General features: G+C 69.7%; 18 protein-coding genes and 1 pseudogene. 14 read left to right on the forward strand and 5 right to left on the reverse strand.

Translation table 11 applies throughout. The features are described from left to right. Positions 1-21: 21 nt before the first annotated feature. The gene (locus ACQPZA_RS24110) at positions 22-390 is read right to left on the reverse strand and encodes a hypothetical protein (RefSeq protein ID WP_433274004.1); all 369 of its coding nucleotides are present in this window, start codon (positions 388-390) and stop codon (positions 22-24) included. Between ACQPZA_RS24110 and ACQPZA_RS24115 the strand changes: the two genes are divergently transcribed. From ACQPZA_RS24115 to ACQPZA_RS24175, 13 genes and pseudogenes are all read left to right on the forward strand, one after another. Beyond that, positions 391-828: a hypothetical protein gene (locus tag ACQPZA_RS24115; RefSeq protein ID WP_433274006.1), complete on the forward strand. Its 438-nt coding sequence runs from the start codon at positions 391-393 to the stop codon at positions 826-828. It abuts the gene before it with no gap. Positions 829-917: 89 nt separating this feature from the next. Beyond that, on the forward strand, positions 918-1445 hold the full coding sequence (locus ACQPZA_RS24120) for a hypothetical protein (RefSeq protein WP_433274008.1): 528 nt from the start codon (positions 918-920) through the stop codon (positions 1443-1445). A 5-nt stretch (positions 1446-1450) separates the two neighbouring features. Further along, entirely contained in the window at positions 1451-2194 is a 744-nt protein-coding gene (locus tag ACQPZA_RS24125) for a hypothetical protein (RefSeq protein WP_433274010.1), read from the forward strand. Further along, a complete protein-coding gene (locus ACQPZA_RS24130) occupies positions 2191-3564 on the forward strand; it encodes a CpaF family protein (RefSeq protein WP_433274012.1) in 1374 nt (457 codons plus the stop codon). Before ACQPZA_RS24125 ends, ACQPZA_RS24130 begins: the two co-directional genes overlap by 4 nt. Beyond that, a complete protein-coding gene (locus ACQPZA_RS24135; protein WP_433274014.1) occupies positions 3561-4472 on the forward strand; it encodes a type II secretion system F family protein in 912 nt (303 codons plus the stop codon). The genes ACQPZA_RS24130 and ACQPZA_RS24135 overlap by 4 nt, the downstream gene beginning before the upstream one ends. After that, positions 4469-5356 carry a hypothetical protein gene (locus tag ACQPZA_RS24140; RefSeq protein ID WP_433274016.1) on the forward strand — a complete coding sequence of 296 codons (888 nt, stop codon included), beginning with the start codon at positions 4469-4471 and terminating at the stop codon, positions 5354-5356. The genes ACQPZA_RS24135 and ACQPZA_RS24140 overlap by 4 nt, the downstream gene beginning before the upstream one ends. A gap of 19 nt (positions 5357-5375) precedes the next feature. Then, positions 5376-5579 carry a hypothetical protein gene (locus ACQPZA_RS24145; protein WP_433274018.1) on the forward strand — a complete coding sequence of 68 codons (204 nt, stop codon included), beginning with the start codon at positions 5376-5378 and terminating at the stop codon, positions 5577-5579. Positions 5580-5591: 12 nt separating this feature from the next. Next, positions 5592-5972: a TadE family protein gene (locus ACQPZA_RS24150; RefSeq protein ID WP_433274019.1), complete on the forward strand. Its 381-nt coding sequence runs from the start codon at positions 5592-5594 to the stop codon at positions 5970-5972. Beyond that, positions 5969-6118: pseudogene (locus tag ACQPZA_RS24155) on the forward strand (TadE/TadG family type IV pilus assembly protein); the annotation flags it as partial. The gene ACQPZA_RS24150 and the pseudogene ACQPZA_RS24155, both read left to right, overlap by 4 nt. Before the next feature lie 36 nt (positions 6119-6154). Beyond that, positions 6155-6406 carry a hypothetical protein gene (locus ACQPZA_RS24160; RefSeq protein WP_433283170.1) on the forward strand — a complete coding sequence of 84 codons (252 nt, stop codon included), beginning with the start codon at positions 6155-6157 and terminating at the stop codon, positions 6404-6406. Between the two features lie 53 nt (positions 6407-6459). Next, positions 6460-6837, forward strand: coding sequence for a hypothetical protein (locus ACQPZA_RS24165; protein ID WP_433274021.1), 378 nt, complete (start codon positions 6460-6462; stop codon positions 6835-6837). Further along, a complete protein-coding gene (locus ACQPZA_RS24170) occupies positions 6834-9938 on the forward strand; it encodes a LysM peptidoglycan-binding domain-containing protein (RefSeq protein WP_433274023.1) in 3105 nt (1034 codons plus the stop codon). Before ACQPZA_RS24165 ends, ACQPZA_RS24170 begins: the two co-directional genes overlap by 4 nt. A gap of 74 nt (positions 9939-10012) precedes the next feature. After that, on the forward strand, positions 10013-10522 hold the full coding sequence (locus ACQPZA_RS24175; RefSeq protein ID WP_433282967.1) for a prepilin peptidase: 510 nt from the start codon (positions 10013-10015) through the stop codon (positions 10520-10522). Here ACQPZA_RS24175 and ACQPZA_RS24180 read toward each other — a convergent pair. From ACQPZA_RS24180 to ACQPZA_RS24195, 4 genes are read right to left on the reverse strand one after another with little or no spacing between them, the layout of a single operon-like run. Then, positions 10471-11286: a hypothetical protein gene (locus ACQPZA_RS24180; protein WP_433274025.1), complete on the reverse strand. Its 816-nt coding sequence runs from the start codon at positions 11284-11286 to the stop codon at positions 10471-10473. The genes ACQPZA_RS24175 and ACQPZA_RS24180 overlap by 52 nt on opposite strands. Beyond that, positions 11283-11894 carry a hypothetical protein gene (locus tag ACQPZA_RS24185; protein ID WP_433274027.1) on the reverse strand — a complete coding sequence of 204 codons (612 nt, stop codon included), beginning with the start codon at positions 11892-11894 and terminating at the stop codon, positions 11283-11285. The genes ACQPZA_RS24180 and ACQPZA_RS24185 overlap by 4 nt, the downstream gene beginning before the upstream one ends. A gap of 48 nt (positions 11895-11942) precedes the next feature. Beyond that, entirely contained in the window at positions 11943-13373 is a 1431-nt protein-coding gene (locus tag ACQPZA_RS24190) for a relaxase/mobilization nuclease domain-containing protein (RefSeq protein WP_433274029.1), read from the reverse strand. Beyond that, positions 13370-13660, reverse strand: coding sequence for a hypothetical protein (locus ACQPZA_RS24195; RefSeq protein ID WP_433274031.1), 291 nt, complete (start codon positions 13658-13660; stop codon positions 13370-13372). The genes ACQPZA_RS24190 and ACQPZA_RS24195 overlap by 4 nt, the downstream gene beginning before the upstream one ends. 240 nt (positions 13661-13900) lie before the next feature. Here ACQPZA_RS24195 and ACQPZA_RS24200 point away from each other — a divergent pair, with 240 nt between their 5' ends. Further along, a complete protein-coding gene (locus tag ACQPZA_RS24200) occupies positions 13901-14434 on the forward strand; it encodes a zinc ribbon domain-containing protein (protein ID WP_433274033.1) in 534 nt (177 codons plus the stop codon). Positions 14435-14458 lie beyond the last annotated feature (24 nt).

The following is a 14458-nucleotide window of genomic DNA, read 5'->3' on the forward strand; positions in this document are numbered from 1 at the left end:
GCTGTCGTTCTCCCGTCGTTGTTACTCACCGTCGGCGGTGCCTCCGGCCCGCCCGGCTGCGTGGTCGTCGACAGCACCGGGAGGTGCCTTGTCGGCGCCGTCGACCCTGGCCGTCCCGGTGGGCCACGTGATACCGATCGTGGTCCCCGGGCCGCTCAGACCCGGGCCCGGCCGAAGCCAGCAGCCGGGCCGGTGCCACCCCAGCCTCCGCCGGTCGCCGCGTTGCCGTTCGGGGACGGTGGCTGGGCTGTTGGTGATGAGCCCGATCCCGGAGCCCTTCTCGATCCAGCGCCAGTCACGGGCCGGCGAGCCGGCGCTCCGGTTGTGGCGCCTGAAGTGCTGGCTCAGCGGGCCGTCGAGCTGCTGACCCTTGCACCGCCAGTTCTGCACATGTCCGTACAGAACGGCGCCTTCATCGGTGTTCCGGTTTGGCTATGGATCGGAGATGGGGCCGCGTACGCGGGACCGGTATCGGCGACCGCAACGGCAGGCGCCGCGAGCGTCACCGCAACGGGCAGGCTGGCCGCAGTTGAGTGGTCGATGGGTCCGCCCGGCGCCTTGATCCGATGCTCGGGTCCCGGTACTCCCTGGATCGGTCAGGACGGCCCTTCGCCGGATTGCGGCTACGTGTATGAACACCGCTCGTTGCCGGAACGAACCGGCGGCACCGGCCGCTGGACGATCACCGCAACCAGCGTATGGACGGTGACGTGGTCGGGAACGACTGACGGCTCTCCCGTCGACGGGGAGCAGACAGTCCGCGTCTCAAGCGAAACATCCTTGACCGTCGGCGAAGTGCAGGTCCTGGTCGACGGTGATGGCCAATGACTGCGACCGTTCCGCACCTCACCATGCAAAACCAGCCTGCGCCCAAACCCTTGCGTGGTCGGCGGTCCTCACGGCTGATGCTTCTCGCCGTGACGCTCGCGGTGGCCGGCGCATTGCTCGGAGCCTTCGCATACCGCGTTGCGGTGTCCCGCGAGGGCATCGTGGCAACGGCCCGCCCAGTGCCGTTCGGCGAAGTCATCGAGCTCTCCGACCTCCGGGAGGTGCTGCTCCCGCCGGACACCGGCCTGGTGACAATCCCGTGGACCGACGTCAACACCTTGGTGGGACTGCACGCGGCAACCGACCTGTTCACCAACCAGACCCTGACGCGGGACGCTCTCACTGCCAAGCTCAGCCCCGCTCCTGGCGAGGCTGTCGTCGGATTGTCGGTCGAGGTCGGACACGCGCCCTCCGTCGCGCTCCAGGTCCGCGACCAGGTACTTGTGATCACCGGCGGCGCGAGTCCGCCGCGTCGCGCGTCGGTAGTGTCGGCCGGCGACGCGGACGTCTCAGGCAAGCGCAGCATTGACGTCCTCGTCCCTCAGGCCGACTCGGAAGAGCTGGCGCTCGCATCCCTCGATGGCCGCATCGCGGTCGTGCTCGTGGGTCGGGGGTGAGCGCTGTGCTGGTCGGGCTGGTGTCGGCGAAGGGCAGCCCAGGCGTCACCACATCCGCGCTTGCGCTGGCATCGCAGTGGCCGCGGACCGCGTTGCTCGTGGACGCTGACCCCTTCGGCGGCGACGTGCGTGCGGGGTTCGGCGGCGGCGACTGGCCACCTGCCGCGGGACTGGCCGAGCTGATCGTCGACCTTCGCAGCACCACGCTGGAGCAGGCGTTGTACCGGCGGGTGCACCATCTGGCACCGTACGCGCCACCGGTGCTCGCCGGCCTGGGTTGTGTCGGGCAGTCGGCCAGCATTCCGTGGTCTCGCCTCGGGCCGCTACTGGCCCGAATCGACGGTGCAGATGTCGTGGCCGACTGTGGTCGATTCGCCGCAGCCGACGGCGTCATGCCATTGCTGCGGACGTGCGACGCTCTGGTTCTCGTCACGGCGTCGTCGCTGCGCGCGGTCCGGTCTGCGGCACGGATCGCACCGCTACTGCAGGAGGCAACAGGCGCCGAGGCGGGCGACCCGCGGGTCTCGCTTCTCGTTGTGGTCGCTGACGAGCCGTATTCAGCAGCCGAGATCGCCGACGGATGCCGGCTGCCGCTCCTGGGCGAGATGCCCAAGGATGCGATAGCGGCGGCGGTATGGAGCGACGGAGCACGCCCCGGCCGGTCCTTCGCGCGGTGCGCCATGCAGCGCACTGCTCGCCAAATCGCTGAGAAGCTTGCAAGCCTCGGACCGTCCGGGCGGCCGATATGACGCCCACGGTGAACGGCTCTCCGCGCCCGTCTCAGGCGGATCGCGAGCTCGCCCGCCGAGTCCACGCCGCAGTGCTACAGCGGCTGGCGGACGAACCTGGACGCGACCGTCTTGATCCAGCTGATCAGCGCCAACTGGTGCTCGCCTGGATTCAGGCGGAACTCGACACGGAAGCCCGTCGCCGGATTGCTCACGGTGAGCTGCAGCTCGATCCCCGTGTCGAGCGTTCGGTCGTTCAGACGGTCGAGAACACGGTGTGGGGCCTCGGACGCATCCAAGCGCTGCTCGACGTCCCCGATGTCGAGGACATTCACATCACCGGCTGTGACGTGCCGGTTCTGCGTATGACCGATGGCTCGGTCCGGACCGCGGATGGACCGGTCGCGGACAGCGACGCCGATCTCGTTCAGCAGTTGCAGTACATCGCCGCCCATCACGGCAGCACAGAGCGGGCGTTCTCCCCTGCCCAGCCGTGCCTGAACATGCAGCTTCCCGATGGCTCCCGGCTGGCAGCGATGCGCGACGTCGTTCCGCGCCCGATCGTGACGATCCGCAAGCACCGGCTTGTCGACGTCTGTCTGCGAGACCTCGTTCGGCTCGAGACTGTTTCTCCTACGCTCGCCCGCTTCCTCGCAGCACTCGTGACCGCTCGCCTGAGCATCCTCGTGACCGGCACGCCCGCGTCCGGGAAGACCACGCTGCTTCGGGCGTTGGCCCGAGAGATCGACCCACGCGAGCGTTTCGCCACACTGGAAACCGAGTTCGAGCTGAACCTCCACCGTCTCCCGAACCGGCCACCACTGCTCTACGCCGCAGAGTGTCGATCAGGATCGACAGAGCGCGACCCGGCCACGGGACGGCCGGCCGGAGAGATGACACTCTCGGACCTCCTGCACCAGACGCTGCGGATGTCGGTCACGCGGGTGCTCGTCGGAGAGGTCCGCGGTGAGGAAGCGCTCCCGATGCTCGAGGCGATGAACGCGGGCATGCCGGGCTCGATGTGCACGCTGCACGCTGGATCGGCGAGTGAGGCCTTCGAACGGCTCGTCACGGCGACGATGAAGGGCGCCGGCTCGGGGTGGTCGGACTCGTTCGTCACCCGCCTCGCCGCGCAGGGCATCGATTACGTCGTCCACATGCGACAGGCATTGGCTCCCGGCGGACGCAGGACGCGTGTCGTTTCCGAGGTCGCGGAAGTGACGTCCCTGGGTGAGAACGGCGGCGTGGCGATGAATCGCGTCTTCGCTGCTACGGATACCGGAGATCCCAGAGCGCGGTTCCAACTGCTGCCGCAGGACCGTCGTCCCTTCGAGGAAGCAGGGATCGACCTGGGATTCCTTCAGGGTTCCACCGACGGATGGCAGCGATGACGCCCGTCGAGATGGCCGCCGCGGCCGCGGGCGGCTGCCTCTCCCTGGCTGCAACTCTGTTCGTCGCCGGCGTCCGTGTCCGACCCCCTGTCTCCCGCGGGCCAGCCGTTCCCGCCTCCTCCTGGGTACGTGGCCTCAGACGTGCCTGGGCCGCAACGGCCAACCCCACCCACACAAAAGCCCAGCGCAGGTGGCGAGCGCTCGGCTGGTGGGCCGCTGCGACGGCGGTCTGGGCCCTGACCGGATGGCCGGTAGCCGGGCTGGCGACACTCGCGGCCGGACTGTGGCTGCCTTGGCTGCTCGGTTCGGGGCGCGTGGTGCATGAACGGATAGCCACCCTGGAAGCGCTCGAGACCTGGTGTCGGCGGATGGCAGACACCCTCGCCGGGGGTGGAGCGATCGGGCTCGCCCAGGCGATCGTGACGTCTGCTGCACGGATCGACGGGCCCGTCTCTTCCGCTGTACGCACGTTGGCACGGCGCCTGCAGCTGGATCAGGGACACCCGGCGCCCGCCCTGCGCGAGTTCGCGGACACCATCGACGACCGCACCGGTGACGCCGTCGCTGCAGCGCTCCTCCTCGCCCTGCACCAGCAGAGCACGGGCGTCGCGCAGATCCTGCGCCAGCTCGCCGACGGTGTAGCCCGCGACATCCGCGCACGCCGCGACATCGAGGCCGCTCGCGCCGAGTCCAGGCAGTCCATCCGCATGCTGTTGGTCATCCAGGTGGGGCTACTCGTGCTTCTGGCGCTGACCCCAGCGTTCGCCGCCCCCTACAGCACTCCAGTTGGGCAGGTGGTCATGGCGATGTTGCTGGCCGGCACCGTCGCGTTGCTGGTCTGGATGCGCCGGCTGTCCCTCGGCCGGCGAGCGCCGCGCTTCCTCGGCGGGACGGCGGGCACATCATGAACTCTGGCCTACCCCTCGTCCTGCTGGCCGGGGCTTTGATCGGCAGTGCTGCTGCCCTGGTCATCACGGCTTGTACACAACGCCATCCGATTCTCGCCGATGCCCTCACCGCCCTCGACGAGCGAACGCCCCTCCCGCCGTTGCCAGAACGTTTGAGCTCGCGGTCACGCCTGCTGCTACCCATCCTCCGGCGGATCCCCGTCGCGGTCCCCGACGGCGACCTCGAGTTACTTGGCATCGGGCGCGACCGGTTCCTGATCGTCGCCGCGTCGTCCGCTCTGAGCCTTGCGGCCGCCGGTCCCGCCCTTGGCGGTGTGCTCGCGGTGCTCGATATCGGGATCCCCGTGGTCGTGCCGACCGGGCTGGGAGTGGCCGGGTTGCTCGTCGGCTGGACCAGTCATGCCCGTCGCACCAGCGAGCGCGCCGACCAGGCCCGCGACGAGCTTCGGTCCGCACTGGTCTCCTACCTCCAGCAGGTCGGGCTGTTGCGGCGCGGAGGGGCAGGCGTGTCCACCGCGCTGACGGTTCCCGGGATGCTTCTCACCGACAGCTGGGCGATGCGCCGACTGCGCGACGAGCTCGACCTCGCCCAGCGCGCCGGCGAGATGCCCTGGGACGGTCTTCGGCGGTTCGGGGAACGCGTGGACATCGACGAGCTCACTGATCTGTCCACGATCGCGGCCACGGCCGGCCAGGACGGTGCTGCAGTGGTCGGCACCCTGCTCGCTCGGGCTCAGAGCCTCAGCGACGAGCTTCTGGCCGACGAGCATGCCGCCGCACACCGGTCCAGCGGACAGATGAGCACCCCCGGTGCGCTGCAGGTCTTTCTCATCGCGGCGTGGGTTCTTTTCCCGGCTGGTACCGCGCTCTTGTCCAGTGTCTGACAATTCAGGAGGTCCGACCATGAATCTGCTTTCCACCCGGGCACGCGGCCGGCTGATCGAATTGGCGTGGAGCGTGCGCGCGCAGCTCGAACAGCTCGACGAGCGCGGCGGAGGCCGGAACACGGACGAGGGGTTCCACATCTCAGCGGGCGCCGTTATCGCGGGCACGATCGCGGCCGGCGTCGCCGCCTTCGTCGCCAACAAGCTCGGCGTCCTCAAGTAGCCGGACCGGGCGGTGGACGAGCGCGGCGGAGCGACGGGCGTCGAGATGGCGCTGTTGTGGGGCGCGATGATCCTGATGATCCTCGCCGTTGTCCAGGTCGCCCTGTTGTTCTTCGCTGGCCAGCTCGCGCTGACCGCAGCTCAGGACGGTCTGCGCTCGGGCCGCTATTTCGGCGCTGAGTCAGTCGCGGGAGCCGCGCAACGGGACGCCCAGGAGTTTCTCTCGCGGACTGCCGGCACCACCCTGACCGGCGTCACCGTGACTGCCACCGTGGACGAGGGTGTCGGTCTGCTGCGGGTTCGAGTCGAGGGCACCGCGCTCTCCCTCATCCCCGGTGTTCCAGTGCAGGTTTCCCGAGAGGCTGTGGGCGGCCTCGAACGGGTTGCGGCGTGACCCGGGCTATCGCCTCCGCAGAGCGAGGCGGGAGCGCATCAGTCGAAGCAGCGATCCTATCGATCGTCATCGGGCTGCTCATCGCCTTCGCGATCGCGGGCGGCCGACTCGCCGCCGCTGAGGCGGCCGCGGACCACGCCGCCCGCTCGGCCGCCAGGGTGGCGTCCTTGCATCGAGACGCGATGACAGCCACAACAGTCGCGCGGGAGGCCGCAGCGGCCAGCCTCTCCGAGCAGGGGCTGGACTGTCGCGCGCTGGACGTCGCCGTCGACACAGCCGGATTTGCTCGGCCCATCGGCACCCCCGCATCCGTGACCGCCACCGTCCGATGCGAGGTCAACTGGACAGACCTCGGCCTCCCTGGCGCGCCGGGCACCCGCACCGTCGCGTCAACCTTCACGAGCTCCATCGACCAGTGGCGGGAACGCGCATGACCCGGAGATGCGAGCACAGATCGGAGCAGGGCGGCGGCGCCGTCAGCGCTCCGATGGCCATCGCAACAGTCGCCCTTCTCGTCGTCATCGGGCTCAGTATCGACGGTGTCCGCGCCGCACAGGGCATAGCCAACGCCGACGCGATTGCCGAGGAAGCCGCCCGAGCAGCAGGCCAGAGCCTCGACATCGCCTCGCTGCGCCGCGGCACGGCCGCCATCGATCCCACCGCGGCGGTCGTTGCCGCACGCACTTACCTCGCTGAGGCCGGCGTCGACGGGACGGTCACGGTCACCGCTCCCCAGCGAGTTCGGGTCGAAGTACGCATCACCCGTCCCACAGTGCTCCTCGGCCTCCTCGGCCAGGGCGAGATCGTGAGCGAAGGGGCTGCGGATGCACAACTTGTGGCGTTACAACCGGGAGAACCGCCATGATCAGAGTCCGCCGGCTAGTGACATCCGTCGCCGCGGCCGCAGCAGTGTTGGCCATTCTGTTCGGCCTTCCCGTCCTACTGTGGCTGCTCGCCCGGCAGCTTCTACCCGCGGTGCTGCCGAGCGGGCTGACCCCCGTCGACATCCTCCTCCGTCCCGACGACGGCACCCTTCTCGTGGGTTTTCTCGTCCTGGTCGGGACTTGCGCATGGCTCGTACTGGCCGTCTCGATCATCACTGAGTTGGTCGCCACACTTGCGCATCGAGCCGCTCCGCGGATCGGCCTACCCGGGTTCCGGCTGGGCCATAGCATCGCCGCGGCGCTCGTCGCGGCGATGCTCAGTGCCAGTCCAGCCATCGCCGCGCCCGTCTCAGCAGTGGCGCTGGCAACCGTCGCTTCCGAGTTCCCGACGAGCAGGCCCTCTGTGAACAGCCCCGAACGAACAGAGCCCGTTCACATCGTCAAGCCCCGCGACACGCTCTGGCGGATCGCAGAGACCTCGTTGGGCGACCCGCTGCGGTGGCGCGAGATCTACGATCTCAACGTCGGACGGATTCAACCCGACGGTGGCCGGCTGACTGAAGCATCTGTGCTCGTCGTCGGGTGGCAACTCACCCTGCCCGACAACGCACGCGACAGGGTCCAGGTAGAACCCGGCGACACGCTGACCGAGCTGGCCGCCGACTATCTTGGCGATCCCAGCCGCGCCGATGAGCTCTTCGCGGCCAACACTGCAACACCGCAGCCTGGCGGGGTCACGCTCACCCAACCCGACTTGCTCCAGCCCGGCTGGACACTGCTCCTTCCCGAATCGCGGCCGCCGAATACCGCGCCCCCACCCCTCCTGCCTGCACCGAACCCCTCTCCAACCGCCACGGCCGAGCCCGTCGAGCCACCCGCTAGCCCCTCTCCTCCTCCTGCGCCTCCCAGCGAGCTGCACACCTCCGCGCCCAACCCGGGGACAGCCGCACCCACGGCCACACCGCCTGCGCAGGCTGAGAACGGGGAGAGCAATGCCCCCGCGCTGACGATCGTCGCACTCGGCGTGTCCTCGGTCGTGGTGGGCGGGCTTCTCACGAGGCTCGCCGTGCGACGACGCCGTCAGCTCCGCCACCGGCCACCCCACCACCGGATTGCGGTCCCCGCCGACGTACCCGGTCGGATCGAGTGGTCAGCCAGCGACCACTCGCCCACGACTGCCGTGACTCGCTTGGATCTTGCGCTCCGTTCCCTCGCACTCGCCAACTACGACGGCATCGCCGTGCCGGCCCTCCGATCGGTCCGGTTGACGGCCATGGACACGCTGATCACCCTGGCGGGGCGGGCATCGATGCCCCCGCCTTTCGTGGCGATCGGGGAGCAGGACGACTGGACTCTTGACGCCGACGCGGCGCTTCCCGTCCCCGCTGAGGAGGCATCCGGCCGGTGCGCTCCGTTCCCCACCCTGGTGTCGATCGCCACCGACAACGACCGCACCCTGCTCGTCGATCTGGAAGAGCGGGCCGTGCTTCGCATCGGCGGCAACCGATCCCGTGCCAGAGCGCTCCTGCGCCACATCGCGGCCGAACTCGCCACGAGCCGCATCGCCGAGGACACCGAGGTGCTCCTCGTCGATCTTGGCGACGACCTGGAAGAACTCAACCCGGACCAGATTCGGGCGATGCCTGACCTCGAGACCGCCCTCACCGAAATCGAGGACCGGGCCTCGGCAACCTCAGCCGCGGCGGAGCGGCTCGGAATGGCCTCAGTCGTCCAGGGCAGGCTGCGCGACATCGCCGCAGATTCTTGGCTCCCCACCGTCCTGCTCATTGGGCGCGAGCCCGGCCAGAACGAGCGTGCGCGGCTGGAAGTACTCGAGGCCGCCGCACGCGGGACAACTGCGGTGTCCGTCGTGGTGCTCGATCCCCCGAACGCGACGCTGCACATCGGAGCCGACGGCGGACTCGACCTTTCGGACATCGACGACGGCCCGTGGCATGCCGCGCAGCTCACTGACAACGCCGGCACCCACCTGGCCGCGATCCTCGGCCCAACCGCTGAGCCGCCCCTCCCCGTTGGGCCTGCCGTCGACCCACAGCCCTGGGCAGCCGGAATGCAGGAGGACGGCTCGCTCGACGACAACGTCGACGAGCCGGCGGAGGAAGTAGACGAAGACGGCGAGGAAAAGGAGGCACCACCACCCGCCGACTCGACGGCGCCGCCACTGCGGCCGCCGGCTGATCCCGAGGCCGCACGGCGGCTGGCCATCGTCGAGCATCAGGATCCGCATCTTGACGACGACCTGGCCAGATGGCATCAGGACGGACCACCCGTCGTCCCGATGATCGCGATCCTCGGGGAACCGGCCGTCCGGGCGCCAGGGGCCCAGCCCACCGCACGACCGAGCTGGTTCGCCGAGGTGCTGGTGTATCTGAGCCTGCATCCCGCCGGCGTCACGGCGGCCAAGGCCGTCACCGACCTCTGGCCGGACGGCCACCGGATCAGCCCGGCAACAATCCGGCACGCGTTCTACGGCGCCCGTCGTTGGGCGGGGCGTGGACTGGGCGGCGATTCGAAGGCCACCTTCGTCAGCGACATGCAGAACGACAGCACGTACCGCCTCCGCGGGCATCTGCTCGACTGGGACCTGTTCCGACGGCTACGCAAGCGAGGACAGGCCCGCCACAGCGCAGGCCATCCGGACGCGGTCGCCGACTACGAGGCAGCTCTCGCCCTCGTCCGAGGTCCGGTGCTCAGCGCATTGCGCCCGGGTGGATACGCATGGCTCAACAACCACGACCAGCGTCATGACCTCCAGATTCCCGGCTTCATCGTCGACGCCGCGCACGAGCTCGTCGACATCGCGCTCGCCAACGGCGACACCGGTCTCGCCCGGCGGGCCGCCGAGCAAGCCCGACTGGTCGACATCGACGTGGCCTTCGACAGGCCGCTCACCGACCTGATGCGCGTCGCTCACGCCGAGGACAACCGCGCTGAGCTCGAGCTCTATGCGGCCGTACTACTCGACGCCCGCGGCTTCGAGGTACCCGAGGAGCTGGCCTCGGACAGCTTCGCGGTGCTCAACGAGCTGCTTCCTGCCGGCCCACGTCGGCCCCGCTCGTGACCTACGGGCCAATCGCCGCGACGGTCGCTGCTGCGACGCTGGGTCCTCTAACGCTCCTGCTGGCCCGACAGCGAATGCACCGCCCGTGGGTGCCCGGGGTCGCCGAGACCGCAGCTGTCGCAGCCATCACGGGCATAGGCTTCGCGGTTGTCCTGTCCGGGCCAGCGTCAGCCGCAGTGCTCATTCCCCTGGGGCTGCTCGGGCCCGTTGCCGCAGTCGTGGATGCTCGCGAGGGCCGCCTACCCGATCTGATCACCGGCCCCCTCCTGGGAGCCACGACTCTCGTCGCTCTGGGATCCGGCCCAAACGGCTTCCGAGCCATCACCGTCGCCGCAGCCGCGACAGCTGGCGCCAGCCTGATTGCGACCCTCTCAGCTGACGCACTCGGCTGGGGTGACGTCAAGCTGGTCCCGAGCTTGACGATCGTGCTCAGCCTCCAGCACGCCCTGCTCAACGGCCTCATCTACGCCCTGCTGCTGATCGTCGTCACCACGGTGATCGTCGGTGCCGGCGAGCGGCGCAGCATCGTCCCCTACGGCCCGGCGATCGTCTTCGGGACGCTTGGTGCCGCGGCGGGCCTCTGAATGCCCCATCGGCGCCCGGCCACGCGCGGCGCACGACGAGCAGCCGGCCGCACGACCCGAGGGGCGGGCCCAGCGGCCGAGGTGGTGCCGCCCGGTTGCACGCGAGCCGGAGGCTGCACGATTGACGGCGCGTCGAGGTCAACGCCACGAAATCGACCCCGAATTGCAGCATCGGTTCGTCGATCCCCACCCCGCAGAGCCCGTGCAACCGCACGGTCGTCGGCCCGCTCGGGGTTGAGGCCTTCGACGAACGCGGCGAGATCAATGTGGTTCGGCAGCCTCGGCACCGTGACTGGCTCGTTCGTCACGGCCCAGGGTTCCAGCTCCTCGACCGGCCGGGTGAGCAGGTGTGCACGCAGCGCCTCCGCCACGTCGCGCGTCTCAGTAGCGGCGCCTACCGCTCCGATACCGGGGACGTTGCCGACCACTGCCCAGCCTTGCCCACCTGCGCCCGCAAGCGAAACGACTTCTGCTGACCGGGGTCCGGCGCTCAGAAGCTCTTGGGCGGCGGCGTAGGTGGAGGCATCCAGTGGTCGGGGCATCAGGCCAGGCGCCGTAGGAACTGTCGCGCCGACCGCGGCGTCCAGCGCCGTAACCGCACCAGCCAGATCCCGCACCGCCTCTGCCCGCGCTGCCCGCCCCACCCGACCGCGCCCGCTGCCCCGATGGCGCGCCAGACGCTCGGCGATGTACGTGGCGATGTGTGCGAGCTGGTACGTCTCGTAGCCGCCCAGCGTCAGCAACGGATAGTCCGGAGTGGTCATTCGAACGCACCTCCATGCGTGCGCCGCGGGCGCGCAGCGGGAACCCGAGTGGGCTGCGCAGTCCTGCCAGAGCGTTCAGAGACGGTGGGGCGACCTGTCCGAGGGGTCGTTGCTCTCAGGGCACGGGCTGCGGAGCGCGCGGCTTGTTCACGGGGGGCCAGGTCAGGCGCGTGGAGAAACGCGGACGCTGCAAGCTCTTCAGCGCGGCGAAACGCCATAGCGGTAGAGCGGAAGGCGGCCTCGTCACGAACGTCGAACATGACTCGACCCAGCGTCACCCTCAGGCGGCTGGGCTGCCCGACCGGCCGTTCCAAGCGCGCGAATACCGGCGGGGAGTCGACTGCCTCGAACATCACTGCGGGCTCTGCCATGCCCCGTATCGGCGCTACGCTCTTCGGATCCGTCGCCCGGACAAGCAACGATGCCGAAGGCTTCATCTCATCCCAGGTTCGAGCGAAAGTGGCCACCGTGGCGGCGTCGTGCATATAGACCAGCGCTCCGCCGACCCGCACGCTCACCGCCGCACCGTCGGTACCCGGCCGATGTGCCATCACCGTGGTGTCCTGCAGACCAGCCAGCGCGACGATCACGCTGACCGTCTGGCGCATTCGCTGCATCCGTTCCGCCTCCGAGCACAGTCGTGGCGCGACACGTGATCAGTCGCGCGGCTGGCCAGAGCGTCGCGACGCAGGCCGGTCATGCCGTGGCCGGCGAGTGACCATCTCGTGGTCGGACACAGCCGCAGCGGATGCCGGCACCACGATCCGACCCTCGGCCCATCTGCTGATCGCGTCTGCTGCTGTCCGTGACGCCGCCGCTTGGTGCTCCCGATCGCGATCCCGCTGCCATCCAGCGATCTCGCGCAGCAAGGCAGCCAGCGCCACGGTCAATGCGACCGCAGCCGGCCCGGGATCGTTCGCCCCGCCGACCATGCGGCGGCGATGGACCAGCTGGCGCGCAACTCGCCGGAGCCCGGCAGCCGAGGGTCCGTTCCGAACAGATGCGCCCCGCGGGGACCGAGCCGCGCGATCGAAGGCATCCGCGGCAGCACCCAGCTCGTCCGCATACCCCGCCAGCGCAGTCACCACATCGCGCGCGGCGTGCGCGATCCCGTCCGGATCCTCAGCACCTCGACCCCGTCGCGCAGCAGCCACAGCGGCACGAGCTCCATCGACCCTCCGCCGCGCCGCCTCCGCCGGCACCGCCGCAGCCGAGCCCTCCGCCCCCTCGTTCCACGCACGCAGCAACCGCGGAAGCGAGAGATCCGGGGCCAACTTGCTCCCGCTGTAGAACACCGGCTCCCCCGACGCCGCCGTGTCCCCTCGACGTGCGATCTTGTACCCCAGCGGATCACCTGACGGTGCCCGGCGTAGCTCCACCAGGTAGCCAGCAGCCTCCAGTGCCCCGATGAACGCCAGGGGTGAATCGGCTGACACCGCCGCGACGCGCACCGCCCTCGCCAGCTCAACCCGGGCCGGCTCCCTGCCCTGGCGACGCGCCTTCTCGATCTCCCCCCGCCCCGGTGCCCGCGCTGCCGTCCCGTCAGCAGCAGCGGTCATCGTCAGGCCCAGATGCCGTTCGATCCGCCGCGCCGTCTCCCTCAGCCGCGGATAGTCCCGGCTCGGCCAGAACCTGCGACAAGTGTCCTGCCGCACCAACACCACCGCGATGTGGACGTGGTCATCGGCATGCCGAATCACCACCCACCGCGGCCCACCCGCGTCCCGCCGCGCCGCGACACCCGCGCCATCAAGCAGCTCGCGTGCAATTGACGCCCACTCCGCGTCCGACAGCACCCGGTCTCCCGCTGCGACCCGCGCCGAGCAGTGCCACACGTACCCGCGCTTGCCATCCGCATCGCGCTCCGGCAGCCCAGCAGCGGCAGCGGGCGCCCGAACCGCTCGAATCAGCGGCCCCAGGTCGCGATCGAACTCCCCCGGCCCGATCTGCTCCGGCTGCCAACCTGCATCCCGCCCGTCCCAACTCCCGATCACTCGCGGCCGCACATGCTCCTGAGCCCGCCCCGGCCCCATCAGATAGGCAATAAGCCCACCGACCCGCCAGCCGTGCACCACCTTCGTGATCACCGACTGCCCCGCTCGAGCTCCGAGACAGCCAGGTCGATCGCTGCATCTAGCCGCGCAAGCAGATGCGCCACCCGCTCGGAAACCGCCGCATCCGCACCCGCCATGTGCGCCACGAGCGCAACATCAGCGTGCAGCCGCAGCAGATCGGGAAGCTCAACAGACGAGCTTGCACCTCCCTCCGCGGCGTCTATCGCCGTCTGCCCGATCCACGCACCCACCGCAAGGCCAGCCAGGGTCGCGCGCTCGCGGACCACCACGAGCTCCGCGTCGGAGAACCGGACCACCACCTGCCGACGCCGAGGCACCGATGCCCGCGCCCGACGCCGCGCTCCCTCGAGACGGTTCTCGGGCGTGTGCTCCACAAGCAGCGGACCGAAGCGTCCGGGCGCTGTCGAGCCGTGGTCCGTCTGGCCCCCTGTAGACGGAGGACCACGACACGGGTGAGTTGAGGCTCCACGAGACGGACTGGGAGCCCGTTCTAGACCGGATTGACGTGGGACCGCCTGCACGACGTCCTCACGGACCCCGTGCGGACCTGGCAGCCCACGTCCGGGTCGTATGCCGCGAAGCTGGCGCCCGGTGGTGGCCTCACGGTCTGCGGGCTCTGCGGCAAGGAGCTCGTGAGCCAGCGGCACCGCGGACACACCCGGCTGATCTGCCTCAAGCAGGCGACCGGCGGCTGCGGTTTCATCACGATCAACTACAAGCACCTCGAGGAGTTCGTCCTCGGGCTTGTGTGGGAGGCGCTGGACACCCCGGACGTGCGGGCCGGCCTTTCGACCCGGACCGAGACCACCGAGGACGCGGCGCTGCGGGCCGAGCTGCAGGAGATCGAGCGCCAGCTCGACCGCGCCTTCGAGGCGTTCACCGAGGGGATTGTCGACAAGGACCGGTATCTGCGCATCAAGACGGAGCTGGACGAGCGTGCCGAGCGTCTTGAGGGCGCCTGCACGACGTGGCGTCCGGTTTCCTGCTTGGCACCGTGCCGACCCTCAACGGCGCGCGTGAGCGCTGGGAGCGTGGCGACGTTCCGTGGCGACAGGCGTTCCTGTCGGCGCTGATCCGTGAGATGCGGGTCGCCAGGC

It is taken from the genome of Pseudonocardia xinjiangensis (assembly GCF_050948425.1).
Classification (GTDB): domain Bacteria; phylum Actinomycetota; class Actinomycetes; order Mycobacteriales; family Pseudonocardiaceae; genus Pseudonocardia; species Pseudonocardia xinjiangensis.

Coding starts and splice junctions, on each gene's coding strand:
- ACQPZA_RS24115 (WP_433274006.1), top strand. CDS start 391: ATGTCCGTACAGAACGGCGCCTTCATCGGTGTTCCGGTTTGGCTATGG.
- ACQPZA_RS24130 (WP_433274012.1), top strand. CDS start 2,191: ATGACGCCCACGGTGAACGGCTCTCCGCGCCCGTCTCAGGCGGATCGC.
- ACQPZA_RS24135 (WP_433274014.1), top strand. CDS start 3,561: ATGACGCCCGTCGAGATGGCCGCCGCGGCCGCGGGCGGCTGCCTCTCC.
- ACQPZA_RS24140 (WP_433274016.1), top strand. CDS start 4,469: ATGAACTCTGGCCTACCCCTCGTCCTGCTGGCCGGGGCTTTGATCGGC.
- ACQPZA_RS24145 (WP_433274018.1), top strand. CDS start 5,376: ATGAATCTGCTTTCCACCCGGGCACGCGGCCGGCTGATCGAATTGGCG.
- ACQPZA_RS24160 (WP_433283170.1), top strand. CDS start 6,155: ATGACAGCCACAACAGTCGCGCGGGAGGCCGCAGCGGCCAGCCTCTCC.
- ACQPZA_RS24165 (WP_433274021.1), top strand. CDS start 6,460: ATGGCCATCGCAACAGTCGCCCTTCTCGTCGTCATCGGGCTCAGTATC.
- ACQPZA_RS24170 (WP_433274023.1), top strand. CDS start 6,834: ATGATCAGAGTCCGCCGGCTAGTGACATCCGTCGCCGCGGCCGCAGCA.
- ACQPZA_RS24175 (WP_433282967.1), top strand. CDS start 10,013: ATGCACCGCCCGTGGGTGCCCGGGGTCGCCGAGACCGCAGCTGTCGCA.
- ACQPZA_RS24180 (WP_433274025.1), bottom strand. CDS start 11,286: ATGACCACTCCGGACTATCCGTTGCTGACGCTGGGCGGCTACGAGACG.
- ACQPZA_RS24185 (WP_433274027.1), bottom strand. CDS start 11,894: ATGCGCCAGACGGTCAGCGTGATCGTCGCGCTGGCTGGTCTGCAGGAC.